Consider the following 18,030-nt stretch of genomic DNA (forward strand, 5'->3'; position numbering starts at 1 on the left):
TGTTTCCTCAAGAAGCTTGATTGGCGACCTGATCACCCAGCACCTTGGCAAAGGCGGCATCGAGGATGGTCAGAGCCTTGTCGATCTGTTCTTCGGTGATGGTCAGCGGGCACAGGCACTTGACGACCTGGCTATGGTTACCGCTGGTTTCGATCACCAGCCCGTTGGCAAAGGCTTCCTTGCAGATGGCGGCGGCGGTATCGCCGTCGGGGCAGTTAATGCCCAGCATCATGCCGCGGCCTTTGACATAGAGAGAGTCGGGGCCGTGCTTGCGGACGATCTTCTGCATGCCGTCAGCGATGCGCTTGCCCTTGGCCTGCACGCTCTTGGCGAAGGTATCGTCAGCCCAGAAGTTCTCCAGAGCAGCGGCAGCGGTGACGAACGCGTGGTTGTTGCCACGGAAGGTACCGTTGTGCTCGCCCGGCTCCCACTGGTCCAGCTCGTTGCGCATGACCACGATGGCGAAGGGCAGACCGAACCCGCTGAGCGACTTGGACAGGGTGATGATGTCCGGCTTGATACCCATTTCCTCAAAGCTGAAGAAGGTGCCGGTGCGGCCGCAGCCAGCCTGAATGTCATCGACGATCAGCAGCATTTCATGCTTGCGGCAGAGCTTTTCCAGCTTGCGCATCCAGTCGGCGGAGGCGGTGTTCAGGCCGCCTTCACCCTGGACGACTTCAACGATCACGGCGGCGGGCTTGTCGATACCGCTGCTCGGGTCGCTGAGCATCTTGTCCATCATGGCGATGGTGTTGACCTTGTCGCCAAAATAGTTGGCGTAAGGCATGCGGCTCACCTCGGACAGCGGTACGCCAGCGGCGCCGCGGTGGTGGCCGTTACCGGTGACCGACAGCGCACCGATGGTGCAGCCGTGGAAACCGTTGGTGAAGCTGATGACGTTGCTGCGGCCAGTGACCTTGCGGGCCAGTTTAAGGGCTGCTTCGACCGAGTTGGCACCAGTCGGGCCGCTGAACTGGACCTTGTACGCGCCCAGGCCGCGGGGCTCCAGGATCACGCGGTTGAAGGTCTCCAGGAAGCGCTCTTTGGCGTCGGAGTACATGTCGAGGCCGTGGGTGATGCCGTCATCTTCCAGGTACTGGATCAGCGCCTTTTTCAGGATCGGGTTGTTGTGCCCGTAGTTCAGGGTGCCGGCACCGGCCAGAAAGTCGATGTAGCTCTTGCCTTCGCGGGTCACCAGCTCGGCGCCACGGGCCTGCTTGAAGACCACCGGGAACGAGCGGCAGTAGCTGCGAATATCCGATTCGTTTTTCTCGAACTGTTCAAAGGTGTTCATGGGATCTCCTGATCTCAAGCTTGAGCTGGTTGGGGTGCAGATTGGGTAAAGGGGCCGGCGCGATAGATGACTTCATCATCGTGCTGACCATTGAAATGTGTCTCGCGGGAGAACAGCACTTCGGTGCTGTACTCGGCGCCAAGCAAACGGAAGGCTTTTTTGAACAGCGCCTCAGATGCCTCGTTGCCGGGGGAGATGGTCGTCTCCAATCGGCTGACACCATCTGCGCGTACGCGTCCAATCAGTGCCAGCAGCATCTTCAGTGCCAGGCCCTGGCCGCGCATGCGGCTGTCCACGGCGACCTGCCAGACAAACAAGGTGTCTTGGCGCGCCGGCGGACGATAGCCGGAGATAAAGCCGACCAGATCGCCGTCAGCCGTCTCGGCGGCAATGGCGGTATCGGCAAAGTCGTAACACTGCAGCAGGTTGCAGTACACCGAGTTGGTGTCCAGCGGTTTGCAGCGTTCGACCAGGTTGTTCAGGGCAAAGCCGTCCGTGCTTTCGGGTTTTCGTAGTGTTACGGGTGTAAGTGACAAACCGGGTTCCTAATGCTTATGCGTAAATGCTTTTTTCATAATAAACATATCCAAAAAATTATCTCAACCCGCATTAAACGCCGTGTTCATGCGGGTTTGCGTGGCTTGAATATGTTTATAGCTGTTAAATAGATTTGTCATCAAACTACTTTCTTGTGTAATCAATTTGGCGCTATGCCCCGTCTGGTGGGGGCTGCGTGGGAGCGGGCGTGGGTGTCTTGGGGTGCACCGCCAGGGCGCAGCAGTGCCTCACGCTGGGGCGTGATCAGGAGGGTTTTCAGGAGGGGAGAGCGCCCGCCGGGCGGCGGGCGTCGGGGCGGGCCGGCGTTGCGCTTAGAGGGTGAAGCCGCCGTCGATCGGGATGATATTGCCGGTCATGTAGGCGCCGCCGGTGCCGGCCAGCATGATGGCTAGCGCGGACATTTCCTCTTCGCGGCCCCAGCGTTTCATCGGGATGTGCTTGCAGTCCTCAGCCATGGCCTCTGGGTCGCTCTGGATGTGGCTGGTCATCTTGCTCGGGAAGCGGCCGGGGGCGATCACATTGACGTTGATGTGTTCGCTGACCAGCTCACGGGCCAGGTTGCGCGAGAGCTGGTGTACGGCGGCCTTGCTTGGACCATAGGAGTAGGCCTGCTCGCCGAAGGAGCTGATGCCGGCGACCGAGCCGATGTTGATAACGCGTGCGGGATTGTCCGCGTTGGCCGACGCGCGCAGCAGCGGCAGCAGTTGCTGGATGCAGCTGAAGACCGAGATGACGTTCAGCTGCATGACCTTTTCCCAGCCGGAGACCGGAAAGTCTTCCAGCGGAGCACCCCAGCTGGTACCGGCGTTGTTGACCAGGATGTCCAGGCGGTCGGTGAGCTTGCTGACGTCGTCGGCCAGTTGGCGGGCGCCTGCCTCGCTGGACAGGTCGGCGGCCAGGGCGATGCACTCGCCGTACTGACTCAGCTCCTGGGCTGTTTGCTGGCCTTCGGCAATTTTGCGGCAGCAAATGATGACGCGGGCGCCGGCTTCCAGGTAGCCCTGGGCGATCATGCGGCCAATGCCGCGGCTGCCGCCGGTGACCAGCGCGGTGCGGCCGGCCAGGCTGAAGTACTGTTGCATGGGAGTCTCCTTGTTGTTGGCATGCGTTAACTAGGGAGGCGCTGATCAAGTCCACACGCCCCGCACAAGGCATGCGGAGTTGATCAGTGCTTCTCCAGCTACGTTAAACCAGTGCCGGTCTGGCCCCAAGCGCGCCGCAGGCTTATAGAGCACGCAAATGCTGAGTCATGGCGGGCGCTGCGGGCAGACGCCTTTTGGCTTATCCTTGGCTAGGGCCTGTTGTCGTTTCGTTCGCCCGCCTGTTGCAGCCTGTAAAGCCGCCAATCAAGAAGCGAGAAGCGTAGCGTGGTCATTCCACGTGAGCGACGAGCGACGCCGAGTGGCGGCTTTACAGGCGCAACCCAGAGGGCCGGGGCCATTTTTTGGCCATGCTGCGTTGTCGGTCGCTTATGTAGAGCGACTACACTGCGCTCCCTCCGCCTTGCCTGGCCGAAAAATGGCCTCCGGCAGGCGGATGAACGAAACGGCAACAGGCCCTAGAGTCGCCAGTGGAACTGTCGTCACGAATGACGTTCACAATGGCGAGCCCAACAAGTGAGTAGAGTGAGGAAGCAATGGGATCTGTTCGACGTTCGCGCAAAGAAGACGCATCGGCCTGGACCGTGGCAGACAGCCGCAGTGTCTACGGCATTCGCCATTGGGGCGCGGGCTATTTCAACGTCAATGAACAGGGCCATGTCGAGGTCATGCCGCGCGGCCCGGAGGCAGGCAGTATCGACCTGCACGAGCTGCTAGGGCAGCTGCGCGAGAGCGGACTGGATCTGCCGTTGCTGGTGCGCTTTCCGGATATTCTGCAGGCGCGGGTACGCCAGTTGACCGGCGCCTTTGACCGCAACATCGAGGCGCTGGAGTACGGCGCCGGCTATACCGCGCTTTATCCGATCAAGGTCAACCAGCAGGAAGCGGTGGTGGAGAACGTCATCGCCACCGAGAGCGTCTCCATCGGCCTGGAGGCAGGTTCCAAGCCTGAACTCATGGCGGTGCTGGCGCTGGCGCCCAAGGGCGGCACCATTGTCTGCAACGGCTACAAGGACCGCGAGTTCATCCACCTGGCACTGATCGGCCAGAAGCTCGGCCACAATGTGTTCATCGTGATCGAGAAGGAGTCCGAGGTCCGGCTGGTGATTGAGGAGGCGGAAAAGCTCGGCGTCACGCCGCAGGTAGGGCTGCGGGTACGGCTCTCCTCGCTTGCCTCCAGCAAGTGGGCCGACACCGGCGGTGAGAAGTCCAAATTCGGGCTGTCTGCCGCCCAGCTGCTGCGCGTGGTTGACACCTTCCGGGCGGCCAATCTGCAGGACGGTGTGCGTCTGCTGCATTTTCACATGGGCTCACAGATCGCCAATCTGGCCGATTATCAGCACGGTTTCCGCGAAGCCATTCGCTACTTTGGCGAGCTGCGCGCGCTAGGGCTGCCGGTCGACCATATCGATGTTGGCGGCGGCCTGGGCGTGGACTATGACGGCACCCACTCGCGCAATGCCAGCTCGATCAACTACGACGTCAATGAGTACGCGCATACGGTGGTGGGCATGCTACGTGACTTCTGTGATGAGCAGGGGCTGCCGCACCCCCACATCTTCTCCGAGAGCGGGCGGGCGATGACCGCGCACCACGCGGTGCTGATTGTGCAGGTGACCGACGTTGAGCGTTACAACGATGTGATGCCCGAGATCGAGGACCTGGACGAGTTGCCGGCGGTGGTGCGCAATCTGGTGCGACTGCAGGATCAGCACGATATCGAAATGGTCACCGAAACCTACTGGCGCGCAACGCACTATATGGCTGATGTGGCGGCGCAGTATGCCGAGGGCAAGCTCAGCCTGTCTGAAAAGGCGCTGGCAGAGCAGTGCTACTACGCGTTGTGCAATCGCTTGCATGCCCAGCTGAAGGCCCGTCAGCGCTCTCACCGCCAGGTGCTGGATGAGCTGAACGACAAGATGGCTGACAAGTACATCTGCAACTTTTCGGTCTTCCAGAGTCTGCCGGATACCTGGGCGATTGATCAGGTGTTGCCGATCGTGCCGCTCGACCGGCTTGAAGAAGAGCCCCTGCGCCGCGCGGTGCTGCAGGATCTGACCTGCGACTCCGATGGCAAGATCCGCCACTACGTCGATGAGCAGAGCATCGAGAATACGCTGCCGGTGCACGACCTGCGCGAGGGTGAGGACTACCTGCTGGGGATTTTCCTGGTGGGTGCCTACCAGGAGATTCTGGGTGACATGCACAACCTGTTCGGTGACACCGACTCGGTCAACGTGTACCTGCGTGCCGATGGCAAGGTGGTGCATGGTGGCATCGAAACCCACGACACTATCGAAGACATGCTGCGTTACGTGCACTTTGCGCCGGATGAGCTGGTGACACTGTACCGTGACAAGGTCTCCGGTGCGCGCCTCAGCCCGGCCGAGCGCACGCGCTTTGTCGATGCGCTGCGGCTCGGGCTGACGCGTTCTTCCTACCTTAACGCCGAGTAACTCGGCGTTAAGGTAGCACTGATTAATTCCGCATGCCCAGCCTGTACGCCCCGTAGGGCGAGTGGAATTGGCCAGTGCTTCCTTAGGCCGCCTGTTTCTGCAGACTGATCCAGGTGGCCTCGGCCCAGCCCACCGGCTGGCCATCTGCTGTGTAGATAGCGGTGCCGGCCTGGTGCTTGCGGCCATCGTGGGCGATGGCCCAGCCGGTTACGACCAACTGCTCGCCGACCTTGATCGGGCGCTCGATGTGCGCGGCAAAGCGGCCTAGCAGGGCAACGCCGGCCTGATCTTTCACGGCAAAATAGCCGGGACAATCCAGCGCCGCCCAGACAAATTCCGGAGCAACCGTGCCGTCACCGGCGTCCAGCGTGCTGTCTGGCGTCCAGGGGCAGGCTACGGTGCTGTCACGACCGGTCACCGGGCCGGTGTGCAGCAGCAGGCCGTCGTGCTCGCAGCGGTCGGTACCGCAGACAAAACAGCCGGGCAGGCCATGCTGCTCGTAGCCGCTGAAGCGGGGGCGGGCGGCTTCGGCGTCGGCCAGGCTGACGGCGGGTGGCAGCGCCAATGCAAGCTGATAGGGGCGGGCGCTGCCGAGCAGCGTCTCGCCTTGCAGCAGGCGGGCGCCGTCTGCGTCGCGTACGATCACAAGGTCGGTGTCCAGCGGCGGCGGTGCGTGCAGGGTGACCTGTGCGGGTTCGCCCAGGGCGTTGGTCAGCAGGCCGCAGACGTAGCCGCCGTTGCCGCTGTTCGGCGGACCGCAGAAACGTTTGCGGATAATGGTCGGTATGGTGTTTTGCATCGTATCTTCCTTAATGGCTCCAGCCGCCGCAGACTGGGAACACCTGGCCAACGAAACAGTTGGCCGCGTCCGAGCACAGATAGGCGGCGAAGTGGCTGTCTTCTTCTGCCGAGACCAGTCGCCCAAGCGGCACTTCGCGTTGCAGACGCGCCTGAAACGCCGGATTGGCCTGAATCTCGGGTGGGAAATAGGTGGGGTTATCGACAAAGTTCTGGGCGATGGCGTTGACCTGCACACCCTTGCCTGCAACCTCGGCGCCCACGGCTTGCACCCAGGCCAGCTGGGCACCGCGCGCGGCGCTATAGCTGGAGGCGCGCTTCATGCCGCGCAGGGCTGAGGCACTGCCCATCAGCACAATCTTGCCATGGCCGCGCGCAGTCATGGCCGGCAGCACAGCGCGGGCAAAGCGGGGCAGCGGGTCGACCATGTGGCGAAACAGCAGGCCCCATTCTTCGTCCTCTACCTGATCGGCTGGCGTATTCGGCGCGGGCACGCCCAGATTCAGCAGCAATACATCAACGCTGCCTGCTTCGGCGATCAGCTTCTGCGGCGCCTTCGGGTCCAGAAAGTCGCGGTTGTCGGCGATCAACTCCGCGCCGCAGGCTTGCAGCGTGCGCTGCAGCGCCGGCCCCATGAAATCCGCTGCCTGGGTCAGCAGGATGCGCTTGTTACTCAGATCACACAGGCTCATCGTTCCTCTCCCTGTCAGGTTGCGGGGAAGTGACGCTCCAGAAACGGCAGCAGCAAGCCGTTTACATCGGCAGGCTTCTCGGCCTGAATCCAGTGGCCGCAGTCGGCAATCACATGCTGTTCGACCTGCGGCACCACGCTGGGCATTTTCTTGATGGTATAGGCTTCCAGTGCGCCAACCGGGTCACGGTCGCCGATCAGGAACAGGGCAGGTTGTTCGATCTGGCGGCCGGCCAAGGGCTCGGTACGCTCCCAGTTGCGCTCAAAGTTGCGATACCAGTTTATCGGGCCGCAGAAGCCGCTTTGCTCAAAGGTGTTGACGTAGACCTCGAAGGCCTCGTCGGAGCACCAGGCGGGTTGCCGGCCCGGGTCGGTGTAATCCTCGAGCCAGGCTGAGTCGGCCGGCTTGTCCTGTACCAGAGCGCCGCCTGCCTGGCTGTCCAGGCCGTGCATCATCAGGCGCATGGTGCGCGGGATATCCGCGGCCAGTTCGGCTTCGGCCGGGCCCTGGGTCTGGAAGTACAGCATGTAGTGGAACTTGTCCTTGTAGGCCTCGCGCATCATGTTGATCGCCGGCTGACGCGGGCGTCCGCCGAAGGGCACCGACAGGCCGCACACCGCCTTGACGCGGGCTGGCTCCAGTAGTGCCAGGTGCCAGGCAATGGGGGCGCCCCAATCGTGGCCGATCATGGCTACCTGCTCATGGCCGAAATGGTTCATCGCGCCCTGAATGTCACCGCAGATGGTGATCAGGTCGTAGGCCTCGACCGCTTCTGGTGCCTCGGTAGCACCGTAACCGCGCATTTCCGGGGCAAAAACCCGGTAACCCTGAGCTGCCAGCGCAGTGATCTGATGGCGCCACGAGTACCAGCACTCGGGAAATCCGTGCAGCAGCCAGACTGGCTTGCCGCTCTCGGGGCCTGCGATATGCACACTGAGCTGAATGCCGTTGACCTTGATCAGTTGTTGTTGTGTCTGCTGCATACTGCTCTCCACTGAGTCCTGAGGCCACACTATGGCAAATCGGCGGTGATATGGCGCGATTGTCGCACGCGCATTCATCAGCCGAAGTGTCGAATATCGGTGCCGTGCATGACTCGCACATGATCTGCCTGATCGGCGCTGGGCAATACACGTCTGAGTCTCAGGCTGAGCTATGCTCTTTACGTGGGTTTTAATAGCTGTCCTCGCAGGGAGTTTGGACCGTTAATGAAGCGATTGCGTCCCTGGTTTACCTTGCAGGGCCTGATTGCCTTATCCATTGTCGTGTGTCTGCTGGCAATGCTGCTGGTGACTGCCCTGCAGGGGTATCGTGGTGCCCGTGCGGTGCTGATTGCTGCCGCTACCGATTCGGCCAGGCAGCTGAGTTCGCTACTTGATGAGCGAACCGAGCGGTTGCTGTCGCCGGGCCAGAATGCCCTGCACATGCTGGTTCATGATCCTCTGATAACCTCTGATTCGCTGCGTGAGCGTTCTGCGCGGTTGCCGGCGCTCGCCCAGTTGCTGGGGGATGGCAAGACTGTAAGTGCGGTTTACGCAGGCTACCCGAGCGGCGAGTTTTTCCTCGTGCGGCGTGTACCTGAAGGGGGGCTAGATGGTTTTCAGCTACCGGAGGGCACCCATTTTCTTGTGCAGTCGGTGGAGCGTGATGCCGAGCAGATGCTCGGGCGCTGGCTGTTCTACGATGCCGCGTTGCACCAGATAGGTAGTCGACCGGTGCCGGAGTACCAGTACGATCCACGGACTCGTCCCTGGTACCAGCTCGCGCAGACCTCTGAAGGAGTAGTGCTGACCGAACCCTATCTGTTTTTTACCACCGGACAGGTAGGCCTGACGATGGCGCTGCGCAGCAACTTGACGGGCGCGGTGCTGGGGCTGGACGCAGCGGTCGATGATCTCGCGGTCGAGGTCAAGGATATGCACCTGACGCCGGGTACCCAGATGGCGATTGTCAGTGGCAGACGGGTTGTTGCTTACCCGGATCTGGATAAATTGATCGTCCGGGACGAGGGCGCCGAGCCCAGGCTGGCGATGATCAATGAGCTGCAGGTGCCCGTGCTGGCTGAACTGGCTGATCTGAAACTGGATTCCTCCGAGGTGCAATTGCTCCCTCGGGAAGATGGTGACTGGTATGTCATTAGCCTGCCGCTGACACGCATTGGCAATGATCTTGGTCGGGTGCTGATTGCCATGCCCGGAAAGGAGATGCTTGCCGGCGTGGTGGGTATCCTCAAGCATCAGGCCATGTGGGCGCTGGTTCTGATGTTGTTGCTGGTATTGATCGGCTGGGCTCTGGGGCAGCGTCTTGGCGGCCCCCTCAAGGCGCTGGCTGATCAGGTTGGCCACCTGGCCAACATGGAGTTTTCACAGAAGATCGGCGTTCGCTCCCGGATTCGCGAGGTTAACGACCTGGGCGTGGTCATCGGGCGCATGGCTGGCGCTATTCATCACTTTCAGCAGATATCGCTGGCGCTGAGTCGAGAGACGCGGCTGGAGCGCATGTTGGATGTTGTGCTGGAGCACCTGATCGACATGGCCAAAGGCCGTGGTGGCGCGGTGTTTCTGTGTGACGAGGGCAGTGGTGAACTGAGGCTCGCCAGCGGTATTAATGCCGAGCATTACCCGCAGTCGATGACGTTGGATGAAGAGTTGCGCAGCAAGCCGGCCCGGGTGCTGGCAACGCGGCTTGATCGTGACCACCGTTACCTGACGCTGGCATTGCGTGATCGCCAGGAAAATCTTTTGGGGGTCCTGGCGGTGGAGGTTTCGCCGCTTCTGCCAGCCAAGACGGTGTCCAGCCTGCGGCAGTTTCTGGACAGCCTCTCTGGCACCCTGGCCGTTGCTATCGAAACCCGCCAGCTGTTCGAGGATCAGCAGGTGTTGATGGAGTCGATCATTCGCCTGCTGGCCACGGCCATTGACGCCAAGTCGCCCTACACCGGCGGGCACTGCGATCGTGTACCGCAGTTGGCCGAGATGCTGCTCAACCGTGCTCTGGACTCGGAGACCGGCGCACTTGCCCAGTTCTCGATGGATGACGAGCAGCGCTATGCCTTCCGCATTGCGGCCTGGATGCACGACTGCGGCAAGATCACCAGCCCTGAATACGTAGTCGACAAGGCCACCAAGCTGGAAACCATCTACAACCGCATTCACGAGGTCCGCACGCGCTTCGAGGTGCTGTGGCGAGATGCGGAGATCCGTTATTGGCAAGGCCTTGCCGAAGGGCGAGATGAGGCGGAACTGGCCGCCGAATTGGCCCAGACCCGCCAGCGTTTACAGGCGGAGTTCGAGGAGGTAGCCAAGGCAAACGTGGGTGGTGAGTTCATGCGCGAGGAGGATGTCGAGCGTTTGCATCAGATTGCTGAACAGACCTGGGTGCGCCACTTTGATGATCGGCTCGGTCTGTCGCAGGAGGAAATGCAGCAGCTGGACGGCGTGCCGGCGCAAGCGTTGCCGGTGGTCGAGCGCCTGCTTAGTGACAAATCCGAGCACAAGGTGCCCTGGGGGGATCGTAAACCGCCCGTTGCCAAGGATGACCCGCGCAACATCTGGGGCTTTGATATGGAGGCGCCGCAATACAGCTTTGACCGGGGTGAGCTGCATAACCTGTCCATTCAGCGGGGCACGCTGACGGCCGAAGAGCGCTTCAAGATCAACGATCACATCGTGCAGACCCTGATCATGCTTAGTACCTTGCCGTTCCCACGGGCGCTGCGCGATGTGCCGCAGCTGGCGGCTACGCACCATGAGAAGCTCGATGGCACCGGTTATCCGCGCCGTCTGGGTGAGGACCAGTTGTCGGTGCCTGATCGGGTGCTGGCCATTGCCGACATATTTGAAGCACTGACCGCGGCGGACCGCCCCTACAAACCGGCGAAAACACTTTCCGAGGCGGTCAAGATCATGCTGTTCATGGCCAAGGACCGGCACATCGACGGCGAGCTGCTGGCGCTGTTTCTGCGCACCGGTGTGCACGAGCAATATGGTCAGCTGTTCCTGCAGCCGCAGCAGTGCGATCAGGTCGATGTGGAGGGGTGTCTGGCTCAGTTGCAAGAGTGGCAATTGATCGCCTGATCGCCTCCTGGTCGTTGACCGCAGATGACAGAAATGTGGCAATCTGTCCGGCTGCTGGTGACCCGTATCACCAGCAGCTGTGAGTCTGAACAAGAGAGTCGTCATGTTGAGCCTGTCGCCCGTTGCTGAATCTGCCACCCTGCTGCGCCGCATCGGCGTGGTTGTCGGTTCTGTTCTGATTACCCTGGGATACTGTCTGGATGTGCTCTGGCGAGCTGCTGCCAGACGGCTGGATCGCGCGCGGGTGGATCGTTACACGCGCGGTTGGGCGGCAGCCCTGCTCCGGTTGGTGCGCCTGCAGGTCAGCGTCTTTGGTACGGCTCCGGACTTCAGCGACGGGCGCCGCTATATCATTCTCTGAACCCATGCCAGCCATTACGATATTCCGGTCAGCTTTGTAGCGTTGCCGGGCTCCATTCGCATGCTGGCCAAATCGGAGTTGTACCGCATTCCGGTGCTGGGGTTGACCATGCGCCTGGCGGAGTTCCCAGCAATCAATCGCCACAAGCGCAATCAGGCGCTGGCCGATCTGGCCCGTGCCCGGCAGATGATGGAGTCGGGCATCGTGCTGTGGGCGGCGCCAGAGGGGACGCGTTCACGCACGGGTGAGTTGTTGCCGTTCAAGAAGGGATGTTTTCACCTGGCGCTGGATACCGAGGCGGTGATCGTGCCGGTCGCCATACGCGGCATTCACAAGGTGCTGCCGGCGCGCAGCTGGCGCTTCAACCTCGGCCAGCAGGTGTCGGTCCATATCGGCGAGCCGATCGACGCGGCGACCTACACGCGAGAAGACCTGCCAGAGCTGATGGCCGAGACGCGCCAGCGGATCGCCGCGCTGCTCGGAGGCTAGCCGCGCGGTTCAGCGCTGTCCGGACTCTTCAACGGCCAGGTGAAATTGCGCGCCTTCTGCTTCCAGCGGCGCGAGGGTGGCGATGCAGTAGTCCAGCTCTTGCAGCAGGTCTCGCACCTTGTTGCTGTTGAGGCCGCTGTGCGGGGATTTGCGCAGGTGGTGCTGGAGGGCTTCCAGCGTGCTCATGCCGGTTGCGACCGGTTGCCAGCTGACGTCTTCAATACCCCAGATCTGGCCGGTCTGCGGGTCCGGCTCCGGCACGGCCTTTTTCGCTTCATCGTCCAACATGGCCACGGCGGCCTGCAGCTCCAGCGCTGTGGTGTCGACAAAGCTGCTGAGCTCCGAGACGCCCAGGGTGCGGCACAGCCCATCAAGTAGCTTCAGCTCGTTACGCAAGGTATCGAGCAGACGGTCATCGGGCTGGAATTGACGGTTCAGCAGGGTGTTCAGCCGCAGGGCGCTTGCCACAGTGTGCTCCTGAGTCGAGGGGGGGGAATTGAGCTGGGTCTACTGTAACCCAGAGAGCCGCCGTCCTGCACCGCCGTGCTCATTCGATCCAGCGGTACAGCGTGCGCCGGGTGATACCCAGGATGTCGGCGGCCCGGCGCTTGTTGCCGCCGGTGGCGCTGAGTACCTGATGAATATATTGGCGCTGCACTGTCTCGAGGCTGGGTAACTGCTCCAGCGCCGCACCTGTCAGCCCATCCAGCAGCGGCACGCCGGGGGAGCCCGGGTTGTGCTGCTCGGCCTGCTGCAGTCGGTCCGGTAGGTTGCCTAGCTCGATCAGGTCGCCGGTGCAAAAGGTTGCAGCGCGCTCCACAGCGTTTTGCAGCTCGCGCACGTTGCCCGGAAAGGTGTGGCGCTGCAGCGCCAGGCGGGCGTCGTCGGCAAAGCCCTTGATGTGGCGTTGCTGTCTTGCGTTGAAGCGAGCCAGAAAGAAGTCGGCCAGCGCGTGAATGTCATCGGCCCGCTCGCGCAGGGCCGGCACCTGCAGGGTGAAGGTTTCCAGGCGATAGAACAGGTCTTCGCGGAAGCTGCCATCAGCCACGCAGTCGGTCAGCTGGCGGTTGGTCGCGGCGATGACACGGACGTTCAGTTGAATCTCGTGGTCGCTGCCAACCGGTCTCACCTTGCCGTCCTGCAGGGCGCGCAGCAGCTTGGCCTGCAGGGCGAGGGGCATTTCGCCAATCTCATCCAGCAGCAGGGTGCCGCCGTCGGCCTGCTGGAACAGGCCAGCGCGGTTTTTGCGGGCGCCGGTATAGGCGCCGGCGGCGTGGCCAAAGAACTCGCTTTCCATCAGCTCGCTGGGGATGCCGCCGCAGTTGACGACCATATAAGGAGCGGACTTGCGACTGCTTTGCTCGTGCACGGCGCGGGCAACCAATTCCTTGCCGGTGCCGCTTTCGCCCTGAATAAGCACCGGGCCATCGGCGTCTGCCACTTGGCGGATGTCCTGAAACAGCCGCCGCATCACGCTGCTCTGGCCGATGATGCCGTGAAATTGCTCCACTGCCATGATGGAGCGGTAGCGTTGCACTTCACGGCGCAGGCGGCGATTTTCCAGCAGGCGGCTTGCCGTGAGCAGGAAGTGGTCCATTTCCAGCGGCTTGGTAAGAAAGTCGTCGGCGCCTTGCTGCAGCGCCTGCACGGCCTGTTGTACGGAGCCAAAGGCGGTGATGATCAGCATTGCCGGGGCCGGGTTCAGGCTCTGCGCGACGGGCAGCAGGCTCAGGCCGTTGGCGCCGGGCAGGCGCAGGTCGCTGATCAGCAGATCAATATCGCCCTGTTGCAGCAGCGGCTGAGCTGCTTCGGCACTGGCGCAGGCGCTCACCCGGTAGCCCTCGGCTTCGAGTTCTTCCTGCAGCAGTTCGCGCAGCCCCGGATCGTCTTCGACCAGTAGCAGATGTTCGGTGTGGCTCATGCGTTGTTCTTCCCTTGATCAACCGGCAGCAGCAGGCTGGCACGGCAGCCGCCCAGCGGGCTGCTGTCCAGCACAAGTTGGCCGCCGTGTTCTTCGGCGATGGTGTTGACAATGGCCAGCCCCAGCCCGGTGCCTTCGCCCGGTGGCTTGGTGGTAAAGAAGGGCTCGAGCAGTTGCTCGCGGCTGGCTTCGGGCAGGCCCGGGCCGTCGTCGTCAATATCAATGCGCAGTTGTCCCTGCTGTTGGCTGAGCTGCACTTGCAGGCGCTGTTCGCTGGCTTGCAGGGCGTTACGCAGCAGGTTGAGCAGGGCCAGCTCCAGACGGCCCGGGTCGCCTTTGACCGTGGGCAGCGTCTGCGTGCTGTCGGCCTCCAGCTCCAGTTGCCGCCCGGCGACTTCCAGTTCGGGCGTAATGGCCGCTACTGCGCTGTCGAGTACCTGGCGCAGTGACGTTGCGCGCGGCTCTGCGGCGCTGGGGCGACTGTAATCAAGCAGTTGGCGAACCGTGTGGGTGAGGCGGGCTACTTGCCCGCGGATAGCGCCGAGCTCGCGCTGCTGCCCCTCATCATCGGCAGCCCGGCGCTGCAGGCGCCGGGCGCGTCCGTCGATCACGCTCAGTGGTGCGCCCAGCTCATGGGCGACCCCCCGTGCCATGCCGCCAATGGCTGCCATTTTCTCCTGATCCTTGAGTTGCGCCAGCAGGCCGGTTTCGGCGGCGCGGCGCTCATCCAGCTCCAGCTGTGCCTGTTCGATGCTGTCGAGCATCTGGTTCAGGCCGTCTGCCAGGGCCGCAACTTCGGTTGGGCCTTCCAGCGCCGCGCGGTGGGCATGATCACCCTGAGCAACCCGCTGCATATGTTCCAGCAGGCGGTCCACATGGCGCCCAACGCCGCCGTAGTGCCCGAGCATCACTGCGCAAAGGATGCCGATAGCCAGTACCGCCCAGGTCAGCCAGGCAATGATCTCAAGTTGGTCCAGCGCGCGACCGAAGTCGCTGGCCCGCCGGGTTATCTGAATCAGCCCCTGAATCTGCCCGCCGGCGTCGAATAGCGGCATGAAGTGCGAGAACAGGTGGCGCCCGCCCACCTGGCTGAACCCCTGCTGGGCCTGGCCGGTAGACACAATAAGGTCGGGAATGGCGGTTCGGGTCAGGTCGCTCTCTGTGATGCCGGCCGACGCCAGGCGCACGCCGTTGACGTCGAAAACCGACGCACCGTAGACCTCACCGATAATAAAGACCGAGCCCAGTGCGAGCTCGATCGCCTGCTCGTCGTGCTCGCGCAGTGCGTTGCCGATGGGGATGCTGATCGCCCGGCCGATCAGCTCCAGGTCGTCCTTCAGGCGTTGTTGCTGAAACTGGCTGGCCTGTTCCAGACCAAAGCGGATGCCCAGTGCGGTGAGCACCAGCAAGGGCAGCACAACAAACAGTAGAAGTGTGCGTTGCAGGCCGCTGATGCCCAGCCAGGAAAACGGGTCATATTTGAACGGGTATTTTTTGCTCATGTTTAAAAAAGATACGTTTTTGTGGGCGATTCAGGCAAGCTGAAAGGCGTTTCGGTTTGTGTTTTTAAAAATAAAGTCTTTAAAAACAGTTGGTTATTGTGTTTTATCGATTCTTGGCACGGTGTCTGCTCTATATCCAGTGACACTCAACGAAGGAGAAACACCATGACGAATCTGAAAAAACTGACTGCTGCCCTGTGTGTTGTGACCCTGAGCGCTGGTGTACCGTTCGCTGTTGCTCAATCCGCTGGCGGTTCCGCCGGCCAGCAGTACGGTGCTCCCTCGGCAGCGGCCGCAGCAGCGCCGGTGACCGATGAGGACCTGGAGAAATTCGTCACAGCGGAGAAGAAGGTCAACGAAATCCGCCAGGAGCTGACTGAAGAGCTGAGCAATGCCGGTGACCAGCAAGAAGCCCAGCAGATGCAGCTGGACGCCCAGGAAGAGATGGTAGAAGCCATTCAGGACGAGGAGATGGATATCCCTCGTTACAACGAAATCGCCTCGCGCATGCAGACAGACATGGAGCTGCGTCAGCGCGCACAGCAGGTAAACTGATAGCGTGATCTGAGTTGAGAAAAAGGGGCTTCGGCCCCTTTTTTGGTGCCTTGTCAGGGCGTGCTGTATTCCGGGCGCTCGGCCAGCCCGCGTTTGAGGTGGTCAACCAGCTGGCGGACCTTGGGCGATAGATGGCGCTGCTGCGGATACAGCGCCCACACGGCGGTATGTGGCGGCTGGTGCTGGGGTAGCAGGGCGCGTAAGGCGCCGCTACGCAGGTGGCCCTGCACGTAATAGTCCGGCAGCTGGCACAGGCCAAAACCACGCAGCGCCGCTGCCAGCACGGCCTGGCCGCTGTTGCAGCGCCAGTTGCCCTGTACCCGAACCGGTAGTTCTCGGCCGCGCTGTTGGAAGGTCCAAACATCGCTGCTGCCGATCAGGCAGTTATGCCGGGGCAGCTCCGACAGGCTGTGCGGCGCGCCGAAGCGCTCCAGATAGGCTGGTGCAGCGCACAGGTACATGTGACGCGGCGCTATGCGGGTGGCGATCAGGCTGGAGTCTTGAAGGCGGCCAAGGCGAATGGCCAGGTCGTAACTGCCATGCAGCAGGTCGAGGGTCTGGTTGGTGAGGGTCATTTCTACGCGCAGTTGCGGGTGTTGCTGCATAAAGTCATCGACGATGGGCATGATAAAGCTTTCGCCGTAGGCCACGGCGCAGGTCATGCGCAGCAGGCCTTTGGGCTCGCTGCCGAGATCGGTGATGGCCTGTAGCGCTTCGTCGCGGGCGTCGATCAGGCGCTGGCAGTGCTGCAGGAAGGTCTGGCCCGCTTCGGTCAGGCTGACGCGGCGGGTGCTGCGGTAGAACAGGCGGCTCTGCAGCCGATCTTCCAGTCGCGCAATCTGGCGGCTGACGTGGGAGGAGGAAACACCCAGGCGGGTTGCCGCGCCGGTGAAGTGTCCGGTCTCGGCTACGGCTACAAACTCGTCGATCCCTTCCCAGTTACTCATGCCCGGTTACTCATGATTATCCCTGTACAGCATTAATGTTTTGTCTTGTGGGGGATTATCCACGAAACCGCTCTCTACTACACTTGCCAACCTGTTGTTCCTTCAATCAATGGAGAATCCCATGATCAAGTCCCGCGCCGCTGTGGCCTTTGCGCCGAATGAACCCCTGCAGATCGTTGAAGTCGACGTCGCCCCGCCGCAGGCCGGCGAGGTGCTGATTCGCATCGTTGCTTCCGGTGTTTGCCACACCGATGCCTACACCCTGTCCGGTCAGGACAGCGAAGGCGTGTTCCCCTGCATCCTCGGTCACGAGGGCGGCGGTGTGGTTGAAGCGGTCGGTGAGGGTGTGACATCCGTCCAGGTCGGCGATCACGTGATTCCGCTGTATACCGCCGAATGTGGCCAGTGCAAATTCTGCAAATCTCAGAAGACCAACCTTTGCAGCTCGGTGCGCACCACCCAGGGCAAAGGTTTGATGCCCGACGGCACCAGCCGTTTCAGCTACAAGGGCGAGCCGATCTATCACTACATGGGCTGCTCTACCTTCTCCGAGTACACCGTACTGCCGGAAGTCTCCGTGGCCGTGATTCCGAAAGAAGCACCGCTGGAAAAGGTCTGCCTGCTGGGCTGTGGCGTTACCACCGGTATCGGCGCTGTGTTGAACACTGCCAAAGTAGAAGCGGGCGCTACCGTCGCCATCTTCGGTCTGGGTGGTATCGGTCTGGCTGCGATCATCGGCGCCAAGATGGCCGGTGCCAGCCGCATCATCGGTATCGACATCAACCCGGGCAAGGAAGGTATCGCCCGTGAGCTGGGTCTGACCGAGTTCGTCAATCCGAAGGACTACGACAAGCCGATTCAGGAAGTCATCGTCGACATGACCGATGGCGGTGTGGATTACAGCTTCGAGTGCATCGGCAACGTGCAGTTGATGCGCGCGGCGCTGGAGTGCTGTCACAAGGGCTGGGGCGAGTCGACCATCATCGGTGTGGCACCGGCTGGCGCCGAGATCAGCACCCGTCCGTTTCAACTGGTGACCGGCCGCGTCTGGCGCGGCAGTGCCTTCGGTGGCGTCAAAGGCCGCACCGAGCTGCCAAGCTATGTCGAGAAATCCCAGACCGGCGAAATCCCGCTGGACAGCTTCATCACCCACACCATGGGTCTGGATCAGATCAATGAAGCCTTTGAACTGATGCACGAAGGCAAGAGCATTCGGACGGTTATTCACTTCTGAAACGGCAGCTGAAAGCTGGAAGTTAAAAGCTGGAAGCAGGCCGTGCA

At 61.8% G+C, this 18,030-nt stretch carries 14 protein-coding genes and 1 pseudogene; 5 read left to right on the forward strand and 10 right to left on the reverse strand.

Annotated elements, in window-relative coordinates:
• Nucleotides 1-7: 7 nt before the first annotated feature.
• From ectB to BM116_RS04675, 3 genes are all read right to left on the reverse strand, one after another.
• The gene (gene ectB / locus BM116_RS04665; RefSeq protein ID WP_083723444.1) at nucleotides 8-1,294 is read right to left on the reverse strand and encodes a diaminobutyrate--2-oxoglutarate transaminase; all 1,287 of its coding nucleotides are present in this window, start codon (nucleotides 1,292-1,294) and stop codon (nucleotides 8-10) included.
• 14 nt (nucleotides 1,295-1,308) lie between these two features.
• The gene (gene ectA / locus BM116_RS04670; protein WP_083723442.1) at nucleotides 1,309-1,830 is read right to left on the reverse strand and encodes a diaminobutyrate acetyltransferase; all 522 of its coding nucleotides are present in this window, start codon (nucleotides 1,828-1,830) and stop codon (nucleotides 1,309-1,311) included.
• 333 nt (nucleotides 1,831-2,163) lie between these two features.
• Nucleotides 2,164-2,934 (reverse strand): SDR family oxidoreductase, encoded by a 771-nt coding sequence (locus BM116_RS04675; RefSeq protein ID WP_083723440.1) that lies wholly within the window; start codon nucleotides 2,932-2,934, stop codon nucleotides 2,164-2,166.
• 554 nt (nucleotides 2,935-3,488) lie between these two features.
• On the opposite strand from BM116_RS04675, the gene speA reads away from it, so the two are divergent.
• Nucleotides 3,489-5,408 carry an arginine decarboxylase gene (speA, locus tag BM116_RS04680; RefSeq protein ID WP_083723437.1) on the forward strand — a complete coding sequence of 640 codons (1,920 nt, stop codon included), beginning with the start codon at nucleotides 3,489-3,491 and terminating at the stop codon, nucleotides 5,406-5,408.
• An 82-nt stretch (nucleotides 5,409-5,490) separates the two neighbouring features.
• Here speA and BM116_RS04685 read toward each other — a convergent pair whose 3' ends face one another.
• Genes BM116_RS04685 through BM116_RS04695 form a run of 3 tightly spaced genes read right to left on the reverse strand, consistent with a single transcriptional unit; the run spans nucleotide 5,491 to nucleotide 7,881 of the window.
• Nucleotides 5,491-6,207 carry a hypothetical protein gene (locus tag BM116_RS04685; protein ID WP_083723435.1) on the reverse strand — a complete coding sequence of 239 codons (717 nt, stop codon included), beginning with the start codon at nucleotides 6,205-6,207 and terminating at the stop codon, nucleotides 5,491-5,493.
• A 10-nt stretch (nucleotides 6,208-6,217) separates the two neighbouring features.
• Nucleotides 6,218-6,898, reverse strand: coding sequence for an SDR family NAD(P)-dependent oxidoreductase (locus BM116_RS04690; RefSeq protein ID WP_083723433.1), 681 nt, complete (start codon nucleotides 6,896-6,898; stop codon nucleotides 6,218-6,220).
• A gap of 14 nt (nucleotides 6,899-6,912) precedes the next feature.
• On the reverse strand, nucleotides 6,913-7,881 hold the full coding sequence (locus BM116_RS04695) for an alpha/beta fold hydrolase (protein WP_083723431.1): 969 nt from the start codon (nucleotides 7,879-7,881) through the stop codon (nucleotides 6,913-6,915).
• 225 nt (nucleotides 7,882-8,106) lie between these two features.
• Between BM116_RS04695 and BM116_RS04700 the strand changes: the two genes are divergently transcribed.
• Nucleotides 8,107-10,974, forward strand: a complete 2,868-nt coding sequence (locus BM116_RS04700) for an HD domain-containing phosphohydrolase (protein ID WP_083723429.1) — start codon at nucleotides 8,107-8,109, stop codon at nucleotides 10,972-10,974.
• A gap of 103 nt (nucleotides 10,975-11,077) precedes the next feature.
• Nucleotides 11,078-11,824 (forward strand): annotated as a pseudogene (locus tag BM116_RS04705) (lysophospholipid acyltransferase family protein).
• A gap of 9 nt (nucleotides 11,825-11,833) precedes the next feature.
• On the opposite strand, the gene BM116_RS04710 reads toward BM116_RS04705, so the two are convergent.
• From BM116_RS04710 to BM116_RS04720, 3 genes are all read right to left on the reverse strand, one after another.
• Nucleotides 11,834-12,292, reverse strand: coding sequence for a hypothetical protein (locus BM116_RS04710; RefSeq protein WP_083723427.1), 459 nt, complete (start codon nucleotides 12,290-12,292; stop codon nucleotides 11,834-11,836).
• 79 nt (nucleotides 12,293-12,371) lie between these two features.
• Nucleotides 12,372-13,745 (reverse strand): sigma-54-dependent transcriptional regulator, encoded by a 1,374-nt coding sequence (locus BM116_RS04715; RefSeq protein WP_083723425.1) that lies wholly within the window; start codon nucleotides 13,743-13,745, stop codon nucleotides 12,372-12,374.
• Nucleotides 13,742-15,247 (reverse strand): ATP-binding protein, encoded by a 1,506-nt coding sequence (locus BM116_RS04720; RefSeq protein WP_083723423.1) that lies wholly within the window; start codon nucleotides 15,245-15,247, stop codon nucleotides 13,742-13,744. The genes BM116_RS04715 and BM116_RS04720 overlap by 4 nt, the downstream gene beginning before the upstream one ends.
• Before the next feature lie 165 nt (nucleotides 15,248-15,412).
• Here BM116_RS04720 and BM116_RS04725 point away from each other — a divergent pair, with 165 nt between their 5' ends.
• Nucleotides 15,413-15,802: a DUF4168 domain-containing protein gene (locus BM116_RS04725; RefSeq protein ID WP_083723421.1), complete on the forward strand. Its 390-nt coding sequence runs from the start codon at nucleotides 15,413-15,415 to the stop codon at nucleotides 15,800-15,802.
• A gap of 53 nt (nucleotides 15,803-15,855) precedes the next feature.
• On the opposite strand, the gene BM116_RS04730 is transcribed toward BM116_RS04725, so the two are convergent.
• A complete protein-coding gene (locus BM116_RS04730) occupies nucleotides 15,856-16,749 on the reverse strand; it encodes a LysR substrate-binding domain-containing protein (protein WP_083723419.1) in 894 nt (297 codons plus the stop codon).
• Nucleotides 16,750-16,870: 121 nt separating this feature from the next.
• On the opposite strand from BM116_RS04730, the gene BM116_RS04735 reads away from it, so the two are divergent.
• Nucleotides 16,871-17,983: an S-(hydroxymethyl)glutathione dehydrogenase/class III alcohol dehydrogenase gene (locus tag BM116_RS04735; RefSeq protein ID WP_083723417.1), complete on the forward strand. Its 1,113-nt coding sequence runs from the start codon at nucleotides 16,871-16,873 to the stop codon at nucleotides 17,981-17,983.
• Nucleotides 17,984-18,030: the final 47 nt, after the last annotated feature.

The sequence above is a fragment of the Halopseudomonas pachastrellae genome, from assembly GCF_900114765.1.
GTDB lineage: Bacteria > Pseudomonadota > Gammaproteobacteria > Pseudomonadales > Pseudomonadaceae > Halopseudomonas > Halopseudomonas pachastrellae.

Bases quoted from the DNA above. Each gene is read 5' to 3' on its own strand.
- ectB (WP_083723444.1), bottom strand. From the start codon at position 1,294: ATGAACACCTTTGAACAGTTCGAGAAAAACGAATCGGATATTCGCAGC.
- BM116_RS04675 (WP_083723440.1), bottom strand. From the start codon at position 2,934: ATGCAACAGTACTTCAGCCTGGCCGGCCGCACCGCGCTGGTCACCGGC.
- speA (WP_083723437.1), top strand. From the start codon at position 3,489: ATGGGATCTGTTCGACGTTCGCGCAAAGAAGACGCATCGGCCTGGACC.
- BM116_RS04685 (WP_083723435.1), bottom strand. From the start codon at position 6,207: ATGCAAAACACCATACCGACCATTATCCGCAAACGTTTCTGCGGTCCG.
- BM116_RS04690 (WP_083723433.1), bottom strand. From the start codon at position 6,898: ATGAGCCTGTGTGATCTGAGTAACAAGCGCATCCTGCTGACCCAGGCA.
- BM116_RS04695 (WP_083723431.1), bottom strand. From the start codon at position 7,881: ATGCAGCAGACACAACAACAACTGATCAAGGTCAACGGCATTCAGCTC.
- BM116_RS04700 (WP_083723429.1), top strand. From the start codon at position 8,107: ATGAAGCGATTGCGTCCCTGGTTTACCTTGCAGGGCCTGATTGCCTTA.
- BM116_RS04715 (WP_083723425.1), bottom strand. From the start codon at position 13,745: ATGAGCCACACCGAACATCTGCTACTGGTCGAAGACGATCCGGGGCTG.
- BM116_RS04720 (WP_083723423.1), bottom strand. From the start codon at position 15,247: ATGAGCAAAAAATACCCGTTCAAATATGACCCGTTTTCCTGGCTGGGC.
- BM116_RS04725 (WP_083723421.1), top strand. From the start codon at position 15,413: ATGACGAATCTGAAAAAACTGACTGCTGCCCTGTGTGTTGTGACCCTG.
- BM116_RS04730 (WP_083723419.1), bottom strand. From the start codon at position 16,749: ATGAGTAACTGGGAAGGGATCGACGAGTTTGTAGCCGTAGCCGAGACC.
- BM116_RS04735 (WP_083723417.1), top strand. From the start codon at position 16,871: ATGATCAAGTCCCGCGCCGCTGTGGCCTTTGCGCCGAATGAACCCCTG.